Consider the following 14,054-nt stretch of genomic DNA (forward strand, 5'->3'; position numbering starts at 1 on the left):
TTTGCCTCACGGTTAATTGAGGTTTTCTGCCTCTGTCGGGCAGTGGTTTTTTTGATCGTTCCCACGTCGAGGCGTCGAACCGTCCGCGTGGGAAAGATCATTGTGAGAACGATCCGGGATCAGCGCTTGACGGCCACAGGCCTGTGCAATTCCGCCCGCTTGCTCAGCAAATCAAACACCGCCGGATACGCCGGCCGTTCGATATACCGGCCCGCTCCACGCTCGGCGCGCAGGTCGCCGTCGGCCCAGACCACCCGGCCCTGGCTGACGGTATGGCTCGGCACGCCGGTCACGGTCTTGCCTTCGAAGATGTTGAAGTCCACCTGCTGATGGTGGGTCTTGGCGGAAATGGTGCGGGTGCCTTGCGGGTCCCACAGCACCAGGTCGGCATCGGCGCCGACGCGGATCGCGCCCTTGCGCGGATAGAGGTTGAAGATTTTCGCGGTGTTGGTGGAGGTGAGGGCGACGAAGTCCTGCATCGACAAACGTCCCGAGTTCACCCCTTCATCCCACAACACCGCCATGCGGTCTTCGATGCCGGCGGTGCCGTTGGGTATCTTGCTGAAATCGTCGCGGCCGGCGGCTTTCTGTTCGGCGCAGAAGCAGCAGTGGTCGGTGGCGGTGGTGTGCAGGTTGCCGCTCTGCAAGCCGTGCCACAGCGCGTCCTGATGTCCGCGCGGACGGAACGGCGGGCTCATCACGTAACCGGCGGCGGTCTGCCAGTCCGGGTGCTGGTAGACACTGTCGTCCAGCAGCAGATGCCCGGCCAGCACTTCGCCGTAGACCGGTTGGCCCTTGCTGCGGGCATAGGTGATTTCGTCGAGGGCTTCCTTGGTCGAGACGTGTACCAGGTACAACGGTGTGCCGATGGTCTCGGCAATACGGATCGCCCGGCTCGCGGCTTCGCCTTCGACCTGCGATGGCCGCGACAGTGGATGCGCCTCCGGCCCGGTGATGCCCTGGGCCATCAGCTTGCGTTGCAGGTGATAGACCAACTCGCCGTTTTCCGCGTGCACGGTCGGTACGGCGCCGAGTTCCAGGCAGCGCTCGAAACTCGCCACCAGCGTGTCGTCGGCGGCCATGATCGCGTTCTTGTAGGCCATGAAATGCTTGAAGCTGTTGATCCCGTGATGGCTGACCAGCTCGGCCATTTCCTCACGCACCTGCTCGCTCCACCAGGTGATTGCGACGTGGAAGCCGTAGTCGGACGCCGATTTTTCCGCCCAGCCACGCCATTGGTGAAAGGCTTCAAGCAGCGACTGCTGCGGATTGGGAATCACGAAATCGATGATCGAGGTGGTGCCGCCGGCCAGGCCAGCAGCGGTGCCGCTGTAGAAGTCTTCGCTGGCCACGGTGCCCATGAACGGGAGTTGCATGTGGGTGTGCGGATCGATGCCGCCGGGCAACAGGTATTGACCGCTGCCGTCGAGCACTTCGGCGCCGGCCGGGGCATCCAGGTTTTCACCAATGGCTTTGATCACGCCGTCAGCGCAATAAACATCGGCGCGGTAACTTTCATCATGGGTAACAACGGTGGCGCCACGGATCAACAGAGACATTCCGAGTTCCTCGCAGGCATGACCGACTTGTGCCGGTTCTAGTGTTTTATTGTTTGCGGCGCTAAATGCGTAATCTTGTCAGCGCTGTCAGGAATAGACGCTAGTCGCAGTTATGCAATTGATCAAGATTATTTTTCATAAGCTTATGATTGTTTTAAGTAGCTGAAAAATAACGATAAAAGTGCAAAATCACCAAAATGGTGAGGTGCTTCACCATTTTGACGCACTTGACAGGTTGGAAATATGAGCAAGATTTCCTATGTGAAATCAGCCGCTTGAAGTTGAGCGGAGAGTGAGGCGTCCTGAAGAAAAAATAATGCAGTGCACCAGATTGAGTCCTGACAGTTCGGACAACTTGCCTGGCATTTGGCCTGAGTGTTCAGTCAAGTTTTCGCGGCCTCATAAGGTGAATAATTAAAACTGATCAATATCAGTCAGTTACAAAACGATCGAAGCACGGCCCTGGCGCCAAGCGGTTCCCCCGGCACGTTTATTGATGCCGCCGCTGACACCATGGCCGGTGCATGAAAGTTGTCAGTTCCTCCGGCCATCGTCCGGTTCGCACCTGCGTGTGCAGCCGCCTGATGAGCAAAAAATAATCAAAAGAACAGTGGAGCGGCCATGCAACAGAACAGATCGCAAGTGACCGAGCGCGACGGCTTGTTCGAACTCGAAGCCGGCAGCGACGTCCTCGACAGTCCCCGTTACAACCACGACATGGCACCGACCAAGGTGCGCGAACGAACCTGGAACAAATGGCACATCACCGCGCTGTGGGTCGGCATGTCGATCTGCGTGCCGACCTACACCCTCGGCGGCGTCCTCACCGCGTATTTCGGCCTGAGCGTCGGCGAAGCCTTGCTGGCGATTCTGGTTGCCAACGTCATCGTCCTGATTCCCCTCACACTCAACGCTTTTCCCGGCACCAAGTACGGGATTCCGTTTCCGGTGTTGTTGCGCTCATCGTTCGGGATCCTCGGCTCCAACGTGCCATGCCTGATTCGCGCGCTGGTGGCGTGTGGCTGGTTCGGCATCCAGACGATGTTCGGCGGGCTGGCGATTCACCTGTTTCTCGGTTCGGTGTTCGAGGGCTGGAAATCCCTCGGTGGGACGGGGGAGGTGATCGGCTTCATGATCTTCTGGACGCTTAATCTATGGGTGGTAATCCGCGGCGCCGAGTCGATCAAATGGCTGGAAACCCTGTCGGCACCGCTGCTGGTGGCGGTCGGCATCGGGTTGCTGGTGTGGGCCATGCCCAATGTGTCGATGACCGAGTTGCTGGCGATCCCGCCAAAACGTCCCGAGGGGGCGAGTGTGGTCAGTTACTTCGCCGCCGGGCTGACGGCGATGGTCGGTTTCTGGGCCACCCTGTCGCTGAACATTCCCGATTTCAGCCGTTACGCCCGCAGCCAGAAGGATCAGATCCTCGGGCAGATTTTCGGCCTGCCACTCACCATGTTCCTGTTCGCCGCGCTGGGTGTGGTGATGACCGCCGCCTCGGTGAAACTGGTGGGTGTCAGCGTTTCCGATCCGGTGACGCTGATCGGCCATATCCAGAGCCCGGTGTGGGTCGCGGTGGCCATGGCACTGATCATCATCGCCACGCTGTCGACCAACACCGCCGCGAACATTGTTTCGCCGACCAACGATTTCCAGAACATCGCGCCCAAGGTGATCAACCGCACCAAAGCGGTAATTCTCACCGGGTTCGTCGGGCTGGCGTTGATGGGCCATGAGCTGCTGAAAAAGCTTGGGTTGATCGTCTCCGATGTCAGCCTGGAAACCGTGTATTCGAACTGGCTGCTGGGCTATTCCAGCCTGCTCGGGCCGATCGCCGGGATCATGGTGGTGGATTATTTCCTGATCAAGAAACAACAGCTGGACCTGGCCGGCCTGTACCGCGACGACGTGTACCCGGCGTGGAACCGGGCCGGGTTCATCGCCTTCGGCGTACCGGTGGTGCTGACCCTGCTGTCGCTGGGCAGCAGCGCGTTCAGCTGGTTCTACAGCTACGGTTGGTTCACCGGCTCGGCGTTGGGCGGGTTGATCTATTACGGGTTGTGCGCGATGCGTGCGACGCCGGTGGCCGCTAAATCGCCGTTGTAATTCCCATAAGAACTGCCTGAGGAGATCCCCATGAACGCAGCCGTAGACGTTCTGCAATCGACCCATCAGCACATCAACCGCGACCGCTTGTGGGCGTCGCTCATGGAGCTGGCCAAGCTCGGCGCCACCGTCAAGGGCGGGGTCTGTCGACTGGCCCTGACCGACCTCGACCGCCAGGCCCGCGACCTGTTCGTGCAGTGGTGCAAGGACGCCGGTTGCAGCGTCACGATCGATGAAGTCGGCAACATCTTTGCCCGTCGCCCGGGTCGCAACCCGAACCTGCCACCGGTGATGACCGGCAGCCACATCGACACCCAGCCCACCGGCGGCAAGTTCGACGGCTGCTTCGGCGTGCTGGCCGGGGTCGAAGTGCTGCGCACCCTCAACGACCTCGGCGTGGAAACCGAGGCCCCGCTGGAAGTGGTGGTCTGGACCAACGAAGAAGGCTCGCGTTTCGCCCCGTGCATGATGGGCTCCGGCGTGTTCGCGGAAAAATTCACCCTCGAAGAAACCCTGGCCAAGGTCGATGCCGACGGCGTCACGGTCGGCGAAGCGCTGAACGCCATCGGCTACGCCGGACCGCGCAAGGTCAGCGGGCACAAGGTCGGCGCCTATTTCGAGGCGCACATCGAACAAGGCCCGATCCTGGAGGACGAACAGAAAACCATCGGCGTAGTGCTTGGCGCACTGGGGCAGAAGTGGTTCGACCTGAAACTGCGCGGCGTTGAGGCCCACGCAGGGCCAACCCCGATGCACCTGCGCAAGGACGCGCTGGTCGGCGCTTCGGTGATCGTCGGCGCGGTCAATCGCGCTGCGCTCGGCCATCAACCCCACGCCTGCGGCACCGTCGGTTGCCTGCAAGCCTATCCCGGTTCGCGCAACGTCATCCCCGGTGAAGTGCGCATGACCCTCGACTTCCGGCATCTGGAACCGGCACGCCTCGACTCGATGATCGCCGAGGTCAGGCAAGTCATCGAAGCGACCTGCGAAGAACATGGCCTGACCTATGAACTGACCCCGACCGCGGACTTCCCGCCGCTGTACTTCGAAAAAGGCTGCGTCGAAGCCGTGCGCGGCGCCGCCCAAGGTCTGGGCCTGTCGCACATGGACATCGTCAGCGGCGCCGGCCACGACGCGATTTTCCTCGCCGAACTCGGCCCGGCCGGGATGATCTTCGTGCCGTGCGAAGGCGGCATCAGCCACAACGAAATCGAAAACGCCGCGCCGGACGATCTGGCGGCCGGCTGTGCGGTGTTGCTGCGGGCAATGCTGGCGGCTTCGGCGGCGGTGGCCGGGGGACAACGCGCTGCGTGATGTTCATAAATCGTTCATGAAAATGTGCGACGTTGCCGCCCCTGTAATGGAAGCCAGGGACGCGTAATGTCGCCCATCAAAGTCATCGTCAGCCGTCAGACGCTCAGCCGGTTACTGGCGCTTGAGTGGCGTGCGGGAGTGGCTGTTGCCGAGCGTTCAAAATTGCGCAAGGAGATCCTTGCACTGGGGCTCGCGATGTCGGCATCGAGGTGGCCGGACGGCAGGTCCGGCCACTGAACCTTATTCAATTGCGCTCATGGATCATGAAGTCTTGCGGCTTATGGAAAAAGCCTCGAGGGATTTCGCGAGCACCGACCTGTTCGTAGTACGGATACCAATACTTGGCCATGATCCACAGGTATTCGGGACAGGACGCGCGCGACTCGAGCCCCGGGGTCAAATCGAACTGTGCATTGTTGTACACCACTTCAAGCATGGTGGCCGAAGGCAGGCCGATGCCCTCATGAATCGGGTTGGACGTGCGTCCGGCACCCCAGGCGAACGCCAGCCAGCGCAGCAGGTAATCGAGACTGTCCACTGGTGTGCGGGCGGTCTTGAAGTGTTCGACCAGCTCAAGCACCGTGGCCTGTGCGACCGGCAGGGCAATGACACAGACGTTCTGCCAGCGCTCGGGGTTGGTGAAATGCCTGAGAGACTGCTCGATCACACCATTGCGCTTAGTGGCGAATTCCGCGTTTTCCGGCTGGAACAACGGCACGTGAATGACCTTGAGATGCGTGGAGTCCTTCTCGTCGACCTTGATCAAGGCTGCATCGGACCAATAGGAAGGCAGCAGGTCATTACGTAAATGCGACTGCGCGACCCGTAGTCTGAACGCCAGGGTGTCATCGGCGCCGAACAGGGCAATGAATGACCATTTTTCCAGACTCAGCCCCAGCTTCTGAATCGCACGCTGCATCCACTCCTCATTGTTTTCCTGTTTGTTGCGTTTGAGCTCCTTGAATTTCGGATTGGGTTTTTCTGCCGAAGAATTATGAGCATGCGCCATGACGAGTCTCCTTGTGGACGCGATCAATAGAAGCGAAGTTTGTAGGGCTGGGTGCTCTTGGTTTTTTGCAGACGTGGTTCATCGCTGACATCGAAGAAATTCACGGTCATGTCCAGACCTCCACCGGCGCGCTTGAACTGCAGGACTGAAATCTGGTTTCCCTTGCAGGAAAAGTAACCGTCATCTTCTGATTTGGAGATCTTGAAACTGTTGTTTCGCCCGAATTTTGGCAGGGGTTCCAGAGGGTCGGGGTAACCCGGCCAGGCTTCGCCACGAAGGGTGTCCCATGCAATGTCCCTGAGGCTGTCACGAGGGATCAGCGTGGATGGCGAGCAGATCACTTCAAACAGCATGGGGGTCGGGAAGGTTCCGTAGCGCGCCACGCAGACACGACTCCAGTGAACATCGCCGGTGAGGAATACGACCGGAATACCGTGGCTGGCGAGGTTGACCAGTTGCGCTTCGATTTTTTCGAACTGACGGTAGTTAGCCAGATCACCATCGATGAAACGTCGGCCGATAACCCCGGGCGGGTCGGTGAACAGCGGCTGACCGGCCGAAAGAACGCCCACTTTGGGCGTGTTGTTTTGCTTGGCCTTGATCAGGTCCTCGCCCCATCGGGCAAGTTCCGCCTCGGCCGCCGGAGGCATCAGTTGATCGAACTTGTCGTCCCGACGGCTGCGGGTGTCGAGCATCAGGATGCTCAGCGGATCGATCTCGATGCGCTGAAAACTATCCATGTCGAGTATCTGAGGATGTTGATCGCCCAGCTGATAGTCCTCGTACAGCGCCATTGCCGTGGCGGACCACTGGCCGTTGTTTATCCAGAGCTGCGGAATGACCTGAGCCTGGAACAGCGGGTAGTTGTTCCAGAATTCGTGATCATCGGGGATGCACGCGGTGGGCGCGGTTTGCAACAGGGTCTGCAGTCCGGACACGTGCAAATGATCGGAGCACCAGTTCGTGAAGTACTTGTCACCGATCATTTGCCTGATCGCATCCAGCGTGAGCCGCCATGAACCGACGACCGGAACATCGAGATAAACCTGGTCGCCGGCCAGCAAAGACAGGTGGGGGCGGTACTGGGTTGGCAGTCGGCGAACCCTGGAGGTCAAAAGGCCGCCGTCGTCATTGGGCTGGTAGTAACAGGAACCAAGCAACAGATTCAGTGGGGCGCTCAGTGGTACCTGGTCGGGCTGCGAGATGAACGTGAAATCCTTGCTCAGCGCGCCTGTTGTGATGCGAATCACGTGAGACTCGCCGGGACCGATCCTCGGCAATTTGAAAATGCCCTGATGATTGAGTGCCTGACCGCTGCCGTTGGTGACGCCATCGCGGATGGCGAACCATTGCCCGAAAGGACCAGGCCCCAGCGTTTTCAAGGCGTCAGGTTTCGAACCTGACGCGAAGGCAGGCGGCGCAGGATTGGCGACACCAAACACGCCCACCCACAGGCGCAGAATATCGGGTGCCTGTGGGGAGCTGAGCAGTGGGCGCGCGATCAGAATCATCGTTGATCTCCTTGCCGGAAAGCCCGGGCCGGGTTGAACGCAATGCAGTCGAACACGCACAACGCAGCCAGACGCGCAGCTTCACTGCGGCGTTTCAAGGCGCAGAGGGCCACGACGAAAAAGGCGCGCTCAGGATGTCCGGGCGGATACAGTGCTGTTCGGGTTGGATCGCAGGGCAGTGTCATGATGCAAACCTTGAACTTTCAAAAAGTCAGGACCGGACACTGCTGGAGTCGGTATCAAGCGTGCCCACGTATGAGTCACGGGGTTGCGCCTGTTAATCAACTCTAGAGCACAATCGGACAGTCATCGGATTCTTTTCCATCATGGGCAACTTCGCTGAAAAATCCGTCGCTGTGTTCGAACAGCGACGACCCTTTCTGCTGGGGCTGGCGTATCGCATTCTGGGTTCCCGCGCGGAAGCCGAGGATGCGATGCAAGAGCTGTTCATCAAATGGCTGGAGGCCGATCAGGCTTCCATCGCCGCACCGGCCGCATGGCTGAGCCATGGACCTGCAATGAAGAATGGAGGCGTGCCGGGTGCTTGCCCTGGCACGGGTGCCATCGCTCCATTGCATGAACTCCAGGATCATGGCTGGAGTGGCAGACCTGATCATTCAAAGGTGTAAGTCCGGACTCCATGGCTGGCAGTGTAGATCGCAGCCTTAAAGGCCTGCCTTGCCCTGACGTCGATCAGGACCGTCAGGGTTGCCAATGTCCAGCAACCTTCTTTCCACCAGGACTTTTTCAAGCGCCTGGCGTTCGGCCGGCGCCATCTGGTGCTCGCGCTTTTTCAGCTCCAGCAGAATGGGGCTGGACCATGTGCGATAGGTCTTTTCGATGTGGCTGGATGTCATCAGTCTCTCCTTGATCAAGAGCCCGCTGGCAGGCAGTGGCTCAATCCGATGAGGTACTAACGTTAGTCGAGAAATTGCCGGTGCGCGAATGCCCCGCAGGCCTGTCTTGATCATCGGCTCTGCGACGCTCCCGAGGTCGTCGGCACGATCGCAACAGCCTGCGGTCGTAATCTTCACATGCGCGAACTTGTGGAGAACCAATGAGCCGGGACGTCCTGACCACCGAAACCAATCGCCGTCAGTTGCAGCAGATCATTGCCGGGCTGTCCGACGGGGTGATTCTGCTGGAGATTGACCAGACGATTCTCTGGGCCAACGAGGCGGCGCTGGCGATGCATGGCGTCAGCCGCATCGGTGAATTGGGCAACAACGCCGGGGAATACGTCGAGCGTTTCAACCTGCGGTATCGCAACAACCACACGCTGACCCCGGAGCAATACCCGATCAGCCGTGTGGCTGCCGGCGAAACCTTCAGCGACGTGCTGGTCGAAGTCACCCCGTGCAGCGACGAGGAACGCACCTGGGTACACAGCGTGCGCAGCATGGTGCTGACCGATCGCGATGGCGAGGTCGAGTCGCTGGTGCTGATCATGAGCGACCTCACCGATTGGGCCAACGCCGAGCAGCGCTTCGAAAAAACCTTCAACGCCAACCCGGCGCCGGCGGTGATCTGTCGCCTCAGCGATCTGCGTTACATCAAGGTCAATCCGGGGTTCCTGGAGATGACCGGCTATACCCGCGATCAGGTGATCGGCGCCTCGACCTATGAGCTGGATATTCTTGAACAGGCCGAGCGCAAGGACCTGGCCATCCAGCGCCTGCGCGATGTCGCGACGATTCCGCAGATGCAGGCCGAGTTGCGCCTGCCGGACGGTGGCAGCAAACAGGTGATCGTCGCCGGCCAGCCACTGGTACTCAACGATGAGGATTGCATGCTGTTTTCGTTCGTTGATATGGAGCCACGGCACAAGGCCGAAGTCGCCCTGCGCCAGAGTGAAGAACGGTTTGCCAAGGCTTTTCGTCTGACCCCGGTGCCGATCCTGATTTGCAATGCCGATCAACAGCGGGTGATCGACGTCAATCAGGCGTTCCTCGATACCCTGGCCTACGACAGCGATGAAGTGCTTGGAAAAACTGTCACACAGCTTGAGTTCATTGATGAGTCGGCGGCACGGGCGCAATTGCTGGCGGCGCTGGAGAAAAACGGCCGGGTCGATCGTGTCGATGTGCGGGTGCGCAGGAAGGACGCCGAACTGCTGGAATGCGCGGTCTCCGCCGACACCGTCAACATCCAGGACGCCGCGTGTTACCTGTTGGTGCTGATGGACATCACCGAGCGCAAGCGCACCGAGCTTGAGCTGGTGGCGGCGATTGAAGAGGTGATGAAGGATGCGTCGTGGTTCAGCCGTACGCTGATTGAAAAACTGGCCAATGTGAAGAAGGTCAATTCGCCGCAATTGCCGTCGGTGTCCTTCACCGATCTCACCGCCCGCGAGCGTGATGTGCTGGGGCTGATCTGCGAAGGACTGGCGGACAAGGAGATCGCCGCACGGTTGAAACTGGCGCCGAACACGGTGCGCAATCATGTGGCGACGGTGTATTCCAAGCTTGATGTGCACAGTCGCAGCGAGGCGATTGTCTGGGCTCGCGAGCGCGGGTTGTTCTCGGGCAGTAGCAGGGGGCAGCGGTAAGGTGCAAATGCACTAGTTCAGGGGGTGCAAATTCGGGTGTCTGACAGGGCAGGCTGTTCTTAGGCTGATGAGATGCGGTGCGGGTTTTGTTCGTGATCGTATTCCTTTCGTCGTTGCTTATGGATCAGCCCATGAATGTATTTGTCATTGAACCTGGCGTGTTGCGCCGATTGTCGGAGTTGGCGCGATGATTTATCTGGCGCAGTTGCGGGCGCGGCTTGAGCACAGTTTTTCGCCGTTGGCATGTGAATGTGTGGTGGATGGGGATCATTCGCTGACGGTGAAGCTCTATCACCCGGCTTCCGGGCAGGTTGATCTGGTGATCAGTGGTTTGAGTCTGGATGCCTTGCGTACGGATGAGGCGGTGGATGCTTTGATCGATGAATTGCAGTATGAGCTTGAGAGTAATTCTCTGCGGTCGCCCAGTTGAACTTGGCGGCCTCTGGGCCGACCAGGTTCTTGTTCGGTTTGGGTGAATATCCGTTGCTGCGGGTGTTGCCTCTGGCGGTTTCGCCCTTACGGCGAGTCCCTTTTTCAAACGCCGGAATGCCGGCCCAGCAAAAAGGAACCAAAAGGCTGGGCCCCGGCGTTCGGCCCCTCGCTTTGGCTCGGTGTTCCTTCGCTCCGGGATTGATCCGGGGGCATCGCCTACGGTTTGCTTCGCTGCACCTCCTCTCGATGTGTTTGGCTTCGCCAAACGGTCGCTGCGCTCCCACCCCGGATCAATCCCTCCACTCAGCCTGCCGACGGGGCCAGCACGTCAAAAGCGGTACTCGAGCTAACGCTCATCATGGTGAGTGGTGAGGAGCGAGGAGCGTAGGGTCGATTTTGATCGTTCCCACGCTCCGCGTGGGAATGCAGCCCGGGACGCTCTGCGTCCCAATCCGACGTTCACCTGTGAGTGATGGCTTGTCGGCGGTGGCGATGGATTAGTTGACTCATTCAGAAAATCGACAGCCAATTCCCCCCAATCCCACCATTTCACTGGCACTTGCAGTCCACTGGTCTATAAGGAATGAGTGGTTCGGTTTCCATAGCCGGGCGTTGTCCTGCTCGGCGACGGGAGTTTTCTTCCATTTATCGCGGGTCATCCTATGAACAATCCTGGGAAACGCGTGGGTTCTTCGCTGCTGTCGGCTTTCGGTCTGGTGCTGCTCAGTGGTTGCGCCAGTCCTCCACCCCCTCCGCCGGCGGCACCGCCTCCGCCACCTGAGCGCACGTGTCAGGTCATGGAAAATACCGAGGTCGCCGGTGATGCCTATGCCGACGGGCAAGTGACTCGACACATCACCAAGACCCGTTGCGTCACTCAATAAGCCGGGCGCCGTTGAAGGCGCGGGTCGAGTGGACTGTGCTGGTGGCCGATCTGGTCGGCACAGCGGTGTTTGCGGTTGAAGGCGCGATTGCGGCGATGCGCAGTCAGCTCGATCTGCTCGGGTGATGGTGATTGCGTTCATCGTCGCACTGGGCGGTGGGGTGACCCGTGATCTGCTGATCGGTGCCACGCCGCCCAAGGCAGTGGCGGACTGGCGCTATCCGGCGCTGGCATTTGCCATGGGCGGGGTGGCGTTTGTTTTTCATGAGTGGGTGCTGGGTTGGTCCGGTTCGACGCTGATCGTGCTGGACGCGGCGGGGTTGGCGTTGTTTGCCGTGGCCGGGGCGCAAAAGGCGTTGAATTTCGGGATATCGCCGTTTGTGGCCATGTTGATGGGCACCATCACCGGGGTCGGTGGCGGGGTGCTGCGTGACATTGTGCTGGCGCGGGTGCCGGTCGTGTTGCAGGCGGATTTGTATGCCAGCTCGGCGTTTGTCGGGGCTGCGGTATTGATTGTCGGACGCAGGCTGGGTGTGCCGCCGGTGGCGGCCGCGTTGCTGGCGGGCGCGGCGTGTCTGTCGTTGCGGTTGTTGTCGGTGCATTTCGGCTGGCAGTTGCCGAAGGTTCTGGAGGTATGAAAAAGGCAGCCCAGGGCTGCCTTTAGTTTTGCGTCAGAAACGGATCAGGACAGGAAACCGCCGTCCACGTTCAGCGACACGCCGGTGGTGTAGCTCGAGGCATCGCTCGCCAGGTACAGCACGGCGCCGGCCATTTCGCTCGGGTCGGCCACGCGTTTGAGCGGGATCTGTGTCAGGGCCTGTTTCAGGATCGCGTCGTTCTTCACCAGCGCCGAGGCGAATTTGGTGTCGGTCAGGCCCGGTAGCAGGGCGTTGCAGCGGATGCCGAACTGGGCGCATTCCTTGGCGAAGACTTTGGTCATGTTGATCACCGCGGCCTTGGTCACCGAGTAGATGCCCTGGAAGATCCCCGGCGAGATGCCGTTGATCGACGCCACGTTGATGATGCTGCCGCCGCCGTTTTCGCGCATCAGCTTGCCGGCTTCCACCGACATGAAGAAGTAGCCGCGGATGTTCACGTCGACGGTTTTCTGGAAGGCGCCGAGGTCGGTGTCCAGCACGTTGCAGAACTGTGGGTTGGTCGCGGCGTTGTTGACCAGGATGTCCAGGCGCCCGAACTGTTCCTTGATGCCGGCGAAGACCTGGCTGATTTGTTCCATTTCGCCGATGTGGCAGGCAATGGCGGTGGCCTTGCCGCCGGCGGCGATGATGGCGTCGGCCACATGTTGGCAGCCTTCAAGTTTGCGGCTCGAAACGATGACGTGGGCACCTTGCTGGGCCAGCAGTTTGGCGATGGCTTCACCGATGCCGCGGCTGGCGCCGGAGACGAAAGCGATCTTGCCGTCGAGGTCGAACAACTGAGTCTTGGACATGGGATTCCCTTGTAGTAAGCCTTGTTATAACGCCGTCATCAGAGGCTGGATTTGGCAATGACCTGCAGGCTCATCTGCTCCAGCAGTTTGTTCATGTGAATGAACTGCGCGAAGCGTTTGTCCTGGGTCTGGCCATGGAAGAAGCGGTAGTAGATCTGCTGCACGATGCCGGCCAGGCGGAACAGGCCGTAGGTGTAGTAGAAGTCGAAATTGTCGATCTGGATGCCCGAGCGCTCGGCGTAGTAGTCGACGAATTCGCGGCGGGTCAGCATGCCCGGCGCGTGGCTTGGCTGGCGGCGCATCAGTTGTACCGGTGCCGGGTCGTCGGCCTGGATCCAGTAGGCGAGGGTGTTGCCCAGGTCCATCAGTGGATCGCCGAGGGTGGTCAGTTCCCAGTCGAGCACACCGATGATCTGCATCGGGTTGTTCGGGTCGAGGATGACGTTGTCGAAGCGGTAGTCGTTGTGGACGATGCTGGAGTTCGGGTGATCGGCCGGCATCTTGTCGTTGAGCCAGGCTTTGACCTGTTCCCAGTGCGGTGCGTCCGGGGTCAGGGCTTTTTCGTAACGCTCGCTCCAGCCTTTGATCTGGCGGGCGACGTAGCCTTGCGGTTTGCCCAGATCGCCCAGACCGCAGGCGTTGTAATCGACCCGGTGCAGCTCGACGAAGCGGTCGATGAAGCTCTTGCACAGCGCCTCGGTTTTTGCCGAGTCCAGGCCCAGCTCCGGTGGCAGGTCAGAGCGCAGGATGATCCCCTTGACCCGTTCCATCACGTAGAACTCGGCGCCGATCACCGATGCGTCGGTACAGTGCACGTAGGCTTTCGGGCAGTACGGGAAGCCGTCGCGCAACTGGTTGAGGATGCGGAATTCGCGGCCCATGTCGTGGGCCGATTTGGCCTTGTGGCCGAACGGCGGACGACGCAAAACGAATTCCTGGTCCGGGTATTCGAGCAGGTAGGTCAGGTTCGACGCACCGCCGGGAAACTGGCTGATCTGCGGCGTGCCGGTCAGGCCCGGAATGTGCGCCTTGAGGTACGGATCGATCAGGCTGGCATCGAGTTCTTCGCCAGAGCGGATACGGGTGGACTGGTCAGTAAGCGCCATGCTTATCCCTTCTGCTTATTTTGGAGGCCAGACATCATTGGCTAATCTAATGGCGCGCTCGGGTCGTCACAAGCGCGGTTCGGTCTTATAGGTTAGCGTGTTGGACGATAATCACCTTTGGGAATGTGCGCGTCGG

At 59.9% G+C, this 14,054-nt stretch carries 13 protein-coding genes and 2 pseudogenes; 9 read left to right on the top strand and 6 right to left on the bottom strand.

Annotation, left to right across the window (positions count from 1 at the left end; all coding sequences use genetic code 11):
* Positions 1-119: 119 nt before the first annotated feature.
* Entirely contained in the window at positions 120-1,559 is a 1,440-nt protein-coding gene (hydA, locus tag ACKJSM_RS21220; protein ID WP_410238739.1) for a dihydropyrimidinase, read from the bottom strand.
* A 621-nt stretch (positions 1,560-2,180) separates the two neighbouring features.
* Here hydA and ACKJSM_RS21225 point away from each other — a divergent pair.
* The 3 genes from ACKJSM_RS21225 (at position 2,181) to ACKJSM_RS21235 (ending at position 5,216) form a co-directional block, all read left to right on the top strand.
* Positions 2,181-3,665 (top strand): NCS1 family nucleobase:cation symporter-1, encoded by a 1,485-nt coding sequence (locus tag ACKJSM_RS21225; protein ID WP_236177653.1) that lies wholly within the window; start codon positions 2,181-2,183, stop codon positions 3,663-3,665.
* A 30-nt stretch (positions 3,666-3,695) separates the two neighbouring features.
* The gene (locus ACKJSM_RS21230; RefSeq protein WP_410238741.1) at positions 3,696-4,979 is read left to right on the top strand and encodes a Zn-dependent hydrolase; all 1,284 of its coding nucleotides are present in this window, start codon (positions 3,696-3,698) and stop codon (positions 4,977-4,979) included.
* A gap of 66 nt (positions 4,980-5,045) precedes the next feature.
* Positions 5,046-5,216 carry a hypothetical protein gene (locus ACKJSM_RS21235; RefSeq protein ID WP_410238742.1) on the top strand — a complete coding sequence of 57 codons (171 nt, stop codon included), beginning with the start codon at positions 5,046-5,048 and terminating at the stop codon, positions 5,214-5,216.
* Between the two features lie 7 nt (positions 5,217-5,223).
* Here the strand turns inward: ACKJSM_RS21235 and ACKJSM_RS21240 are convergent, their stop codons facing one another.
* Entirely contained in the window at positions 5,224-5,988 is a 765-nt protein-coding gene (locus tag ACKJSM_RS21240; protein WP_230731526.1) for a hypothetical protein, read from the bottom strand.
* Between the two features lie 23 nt (positions 5,989-6,011).
* A complete protein-coding gene (locus ACKJSM_RS21245) occupies positions 6,012-7,499 on the bottom strand; it encodes a hypothetical protein (protein ID WP_410238743.1) in 1,488 nt (495 codons plus the stop codon).
* A gap of 326 nt (positions 7,500-7,825) precedes the next feature.
* On the opposite strand from ACKJSM_RS21245, the pseudogene ACKJSM_RS21250 reads away from it, so the two are divergent.
* Positions 7,826-8,005, top strand: a pseudogene (locus tag ACKJSM_RS21250) (sigma factor); the annotation flags it as partial.
* 159 nt (positions 8,006-8,164) lie between these two features.
* On the opposite strand, the gene ACKJSM_RS21255 reads toward ACKJSM_RS21250, so the two are convergent.
* Positions 8,165-8,356 (bottom strand): hypothetical protein, encoded by a 192-nt coding sequence (locus ACKJSM_RS21255; RefSeq protein ID WP_230731522.1) that lies wholly within the window; start codon positions 8,354-8,356, stop codon positions 8,165-8,167.
* A gap of 200 nt (positions 8,357-8,556) precedes the next feature.
* Between ACKJSM_RS21255 and ACKJSM_RS21260 the strand changes: the two genes are divergently transcribed.
* From ACKJSM_RS21260 to ACKJSM_RS21280, 5 genes and pseudogenes are all read left to right on the top strand, one after another.
* A complete protein-coding gene (locus ACKJSM_RS21260; protein WP_410238744.1) occupies positions 8,557-10,047 on the top strand; it encodes a helix-turn-helix transcriptional regulator in 1,491 nt (496 codons plus the stop codon).
* Between the two features lie 187 nt (positions 10,048-10,234).
* On the top strand, positions 10,235-10,477 hold the full coding sequence (locus ACKJSM_RS21265) for a DUF1652 domain-containing protein (RefSeq protein WP_410238745.1): 243 nt from the start codon (positions 10,235-10,237) through the stop codon (positions 10,475-10,477).
* A 664-nt stretch (positions 10,478-11,141) separates the two neighbouring features.
* The gene (locus tag ACKJSM_RS21270) at positions 11,142-11,363 is read left to right on the top strand and encodes a hypothetical protein (protein WP_236177669.1); all 222 of its coding nucleotides are present in this window, start codon (positions 11,142-11,144) and stop codon (positions 11,361-11,363) included.
* Between the two features lie 95 nt (positions 11,364-11,458).
* A pseudogene (locus ACKJSM_RS21275) lies at positions 11,459-11,568 on the top strand (TRIC cation channel family protein); the annotation flags it as partial.
* A 33-nt stretch (positions 11,569-11,601) separates the two neighbouring features.
* On the top strand, positions 11,602-12,000 hold the full coding sequence (locus ACKJSM_RS21280; RefSeq protein WP_410238798.1) for a trimeric intracellular cation channel family protein: 399 nt from the start codon (positions 11,602-11,604) through the stop codon (positions 11,998-12,000).
* Between the two features lie 44 nt (positions 12,001-12,044).
* On the opposite strand, the gene ACKJSM_RS21285 is transcribed toward ACKJSM_RS21280, so the two are convergent.
* Complete coding sequence (locus ACKJSM_RS21285) at positions 12,045-12,812, bottom strand: SDR family oxidoreductase (RefSeq protein WP_064380507.1); 768 nt, start codon at positions 12,810-12,812, stop codon at positions 12,045-12,047.
* Between the two features lie 38 nt (positions 12,813-12,850).
* Positions 12,851-13,918, bottom strand: a complete 1,068-nt coding sequence (locus ACKJSM_RS21290) for a phosphotransferase family protein (protein ID WP_410238747.1) — start codon at positions 13,916-13,918, stop codon at positions 12,851-12,853.
* Positions 13,919-14,054: the final 136 nt, after the last annotated feature.

Origin of the sequence: Pseudomonas sp. PHC1 (genome assembly GCF_046487845.1) — a bacterium.
GTDB lineage: Bacteria > Pseudomonadota > Gammaproteobacteria > Pseudomonadales > Pseudomonadaceae > Aquipseudomonas > Aquipseudomonas sputi.

Coding starts and splice junctions, on each gene's coding strand:
- ACKJSM_RS21230 (WP_410238741.1), top strand. CDS start 3,696: ATGAACGCAGCCGTAGACGTTCTGCAATCGACCCATCAGCACATCAAC.
- ACKJSM_RS21255 (WP_230731522.1), bottom strand. CDS start 8,356: ATGACATCCAGCCACATCGAAAAGACCTATCGCACATGGTCCAGCCCC.
- ACKJSM_RS21245 (WP_410238743.1), bottom strand. CDS start 7,499: ATGATTCTGATCGCGCGCCCACTGCTCAGCTCCCCACAGGCACCCGAT.
- ACKJSM_RS21290 (WP_410238747.1), bottom strand. CDS start 13,918: ATGGCGCTTACTGACCAGTCCACCCGTATCCGCTCTGGCGAAGAACTC.
- ACKJSM_RS21285 (WP_064380507.1), bottom strand. CDS start 12,812: ATGTCCAAGACTCAGTTGTTCGACCTCGACGGCAAGATCGCTTTCGTC.
- ACKJSM_RS21235 (WP_410238742.1), top strand. CDS start 5,046: ATGTCGCCCATCAAAGTCATCGTCAGCCGTCAGACGCTCAGCCGGTTA.
- ACKJSM_RS21280 (WP_410238798.1), top strand. CDS start 11,602: ATGGGCGGGGTGGCGTTTGTTTTTCATGAGTGGGTGCTGGGTTGGTCC.
- ACKJSM_RS21240 (WP_230731526.1), bottom strand. CDS start 5,988: ATGGCGCATGCTCATAATTCTTCGGCAGAAAAACCCAATCCGAAATTC.
- ACKJSM_RS21265 (WP_410238745.1), top strand. CDS start 10,235: ATGATTTATCTGGCGCAGTTGCGGGCGCGGCTTGAGCACAGTTTTTCG.
- ACKJSM_RS21260 (WP_410238744.1), top strand. CDS start 8,557: ATGAGCCGGGACGTCCTGACCACCGAAACCAATCGCCGTCAGTTGCAG.
- hydA (WP_410238739.1), bottom strand. CDS start 1,559: ATGTCTCTGTTGATCCGTGGCGCCACCGTTGTTACCCATGATGAAAGT.
- ACKJSM_RS21270 (WP_236177669.1), top strand. CDS start 11,142: ATGAACAATCCTGGGAAACGCGTGGGTTCTTCGCTGCTGTCGGCTTTC.
- ACKJSM_RS21225 (WP_236177653.1), top strand. CDS start 2,181: ATGCAACAGAACAGATCGCAAGTGACCGAGCGCGACGGCTTGTTCGAA.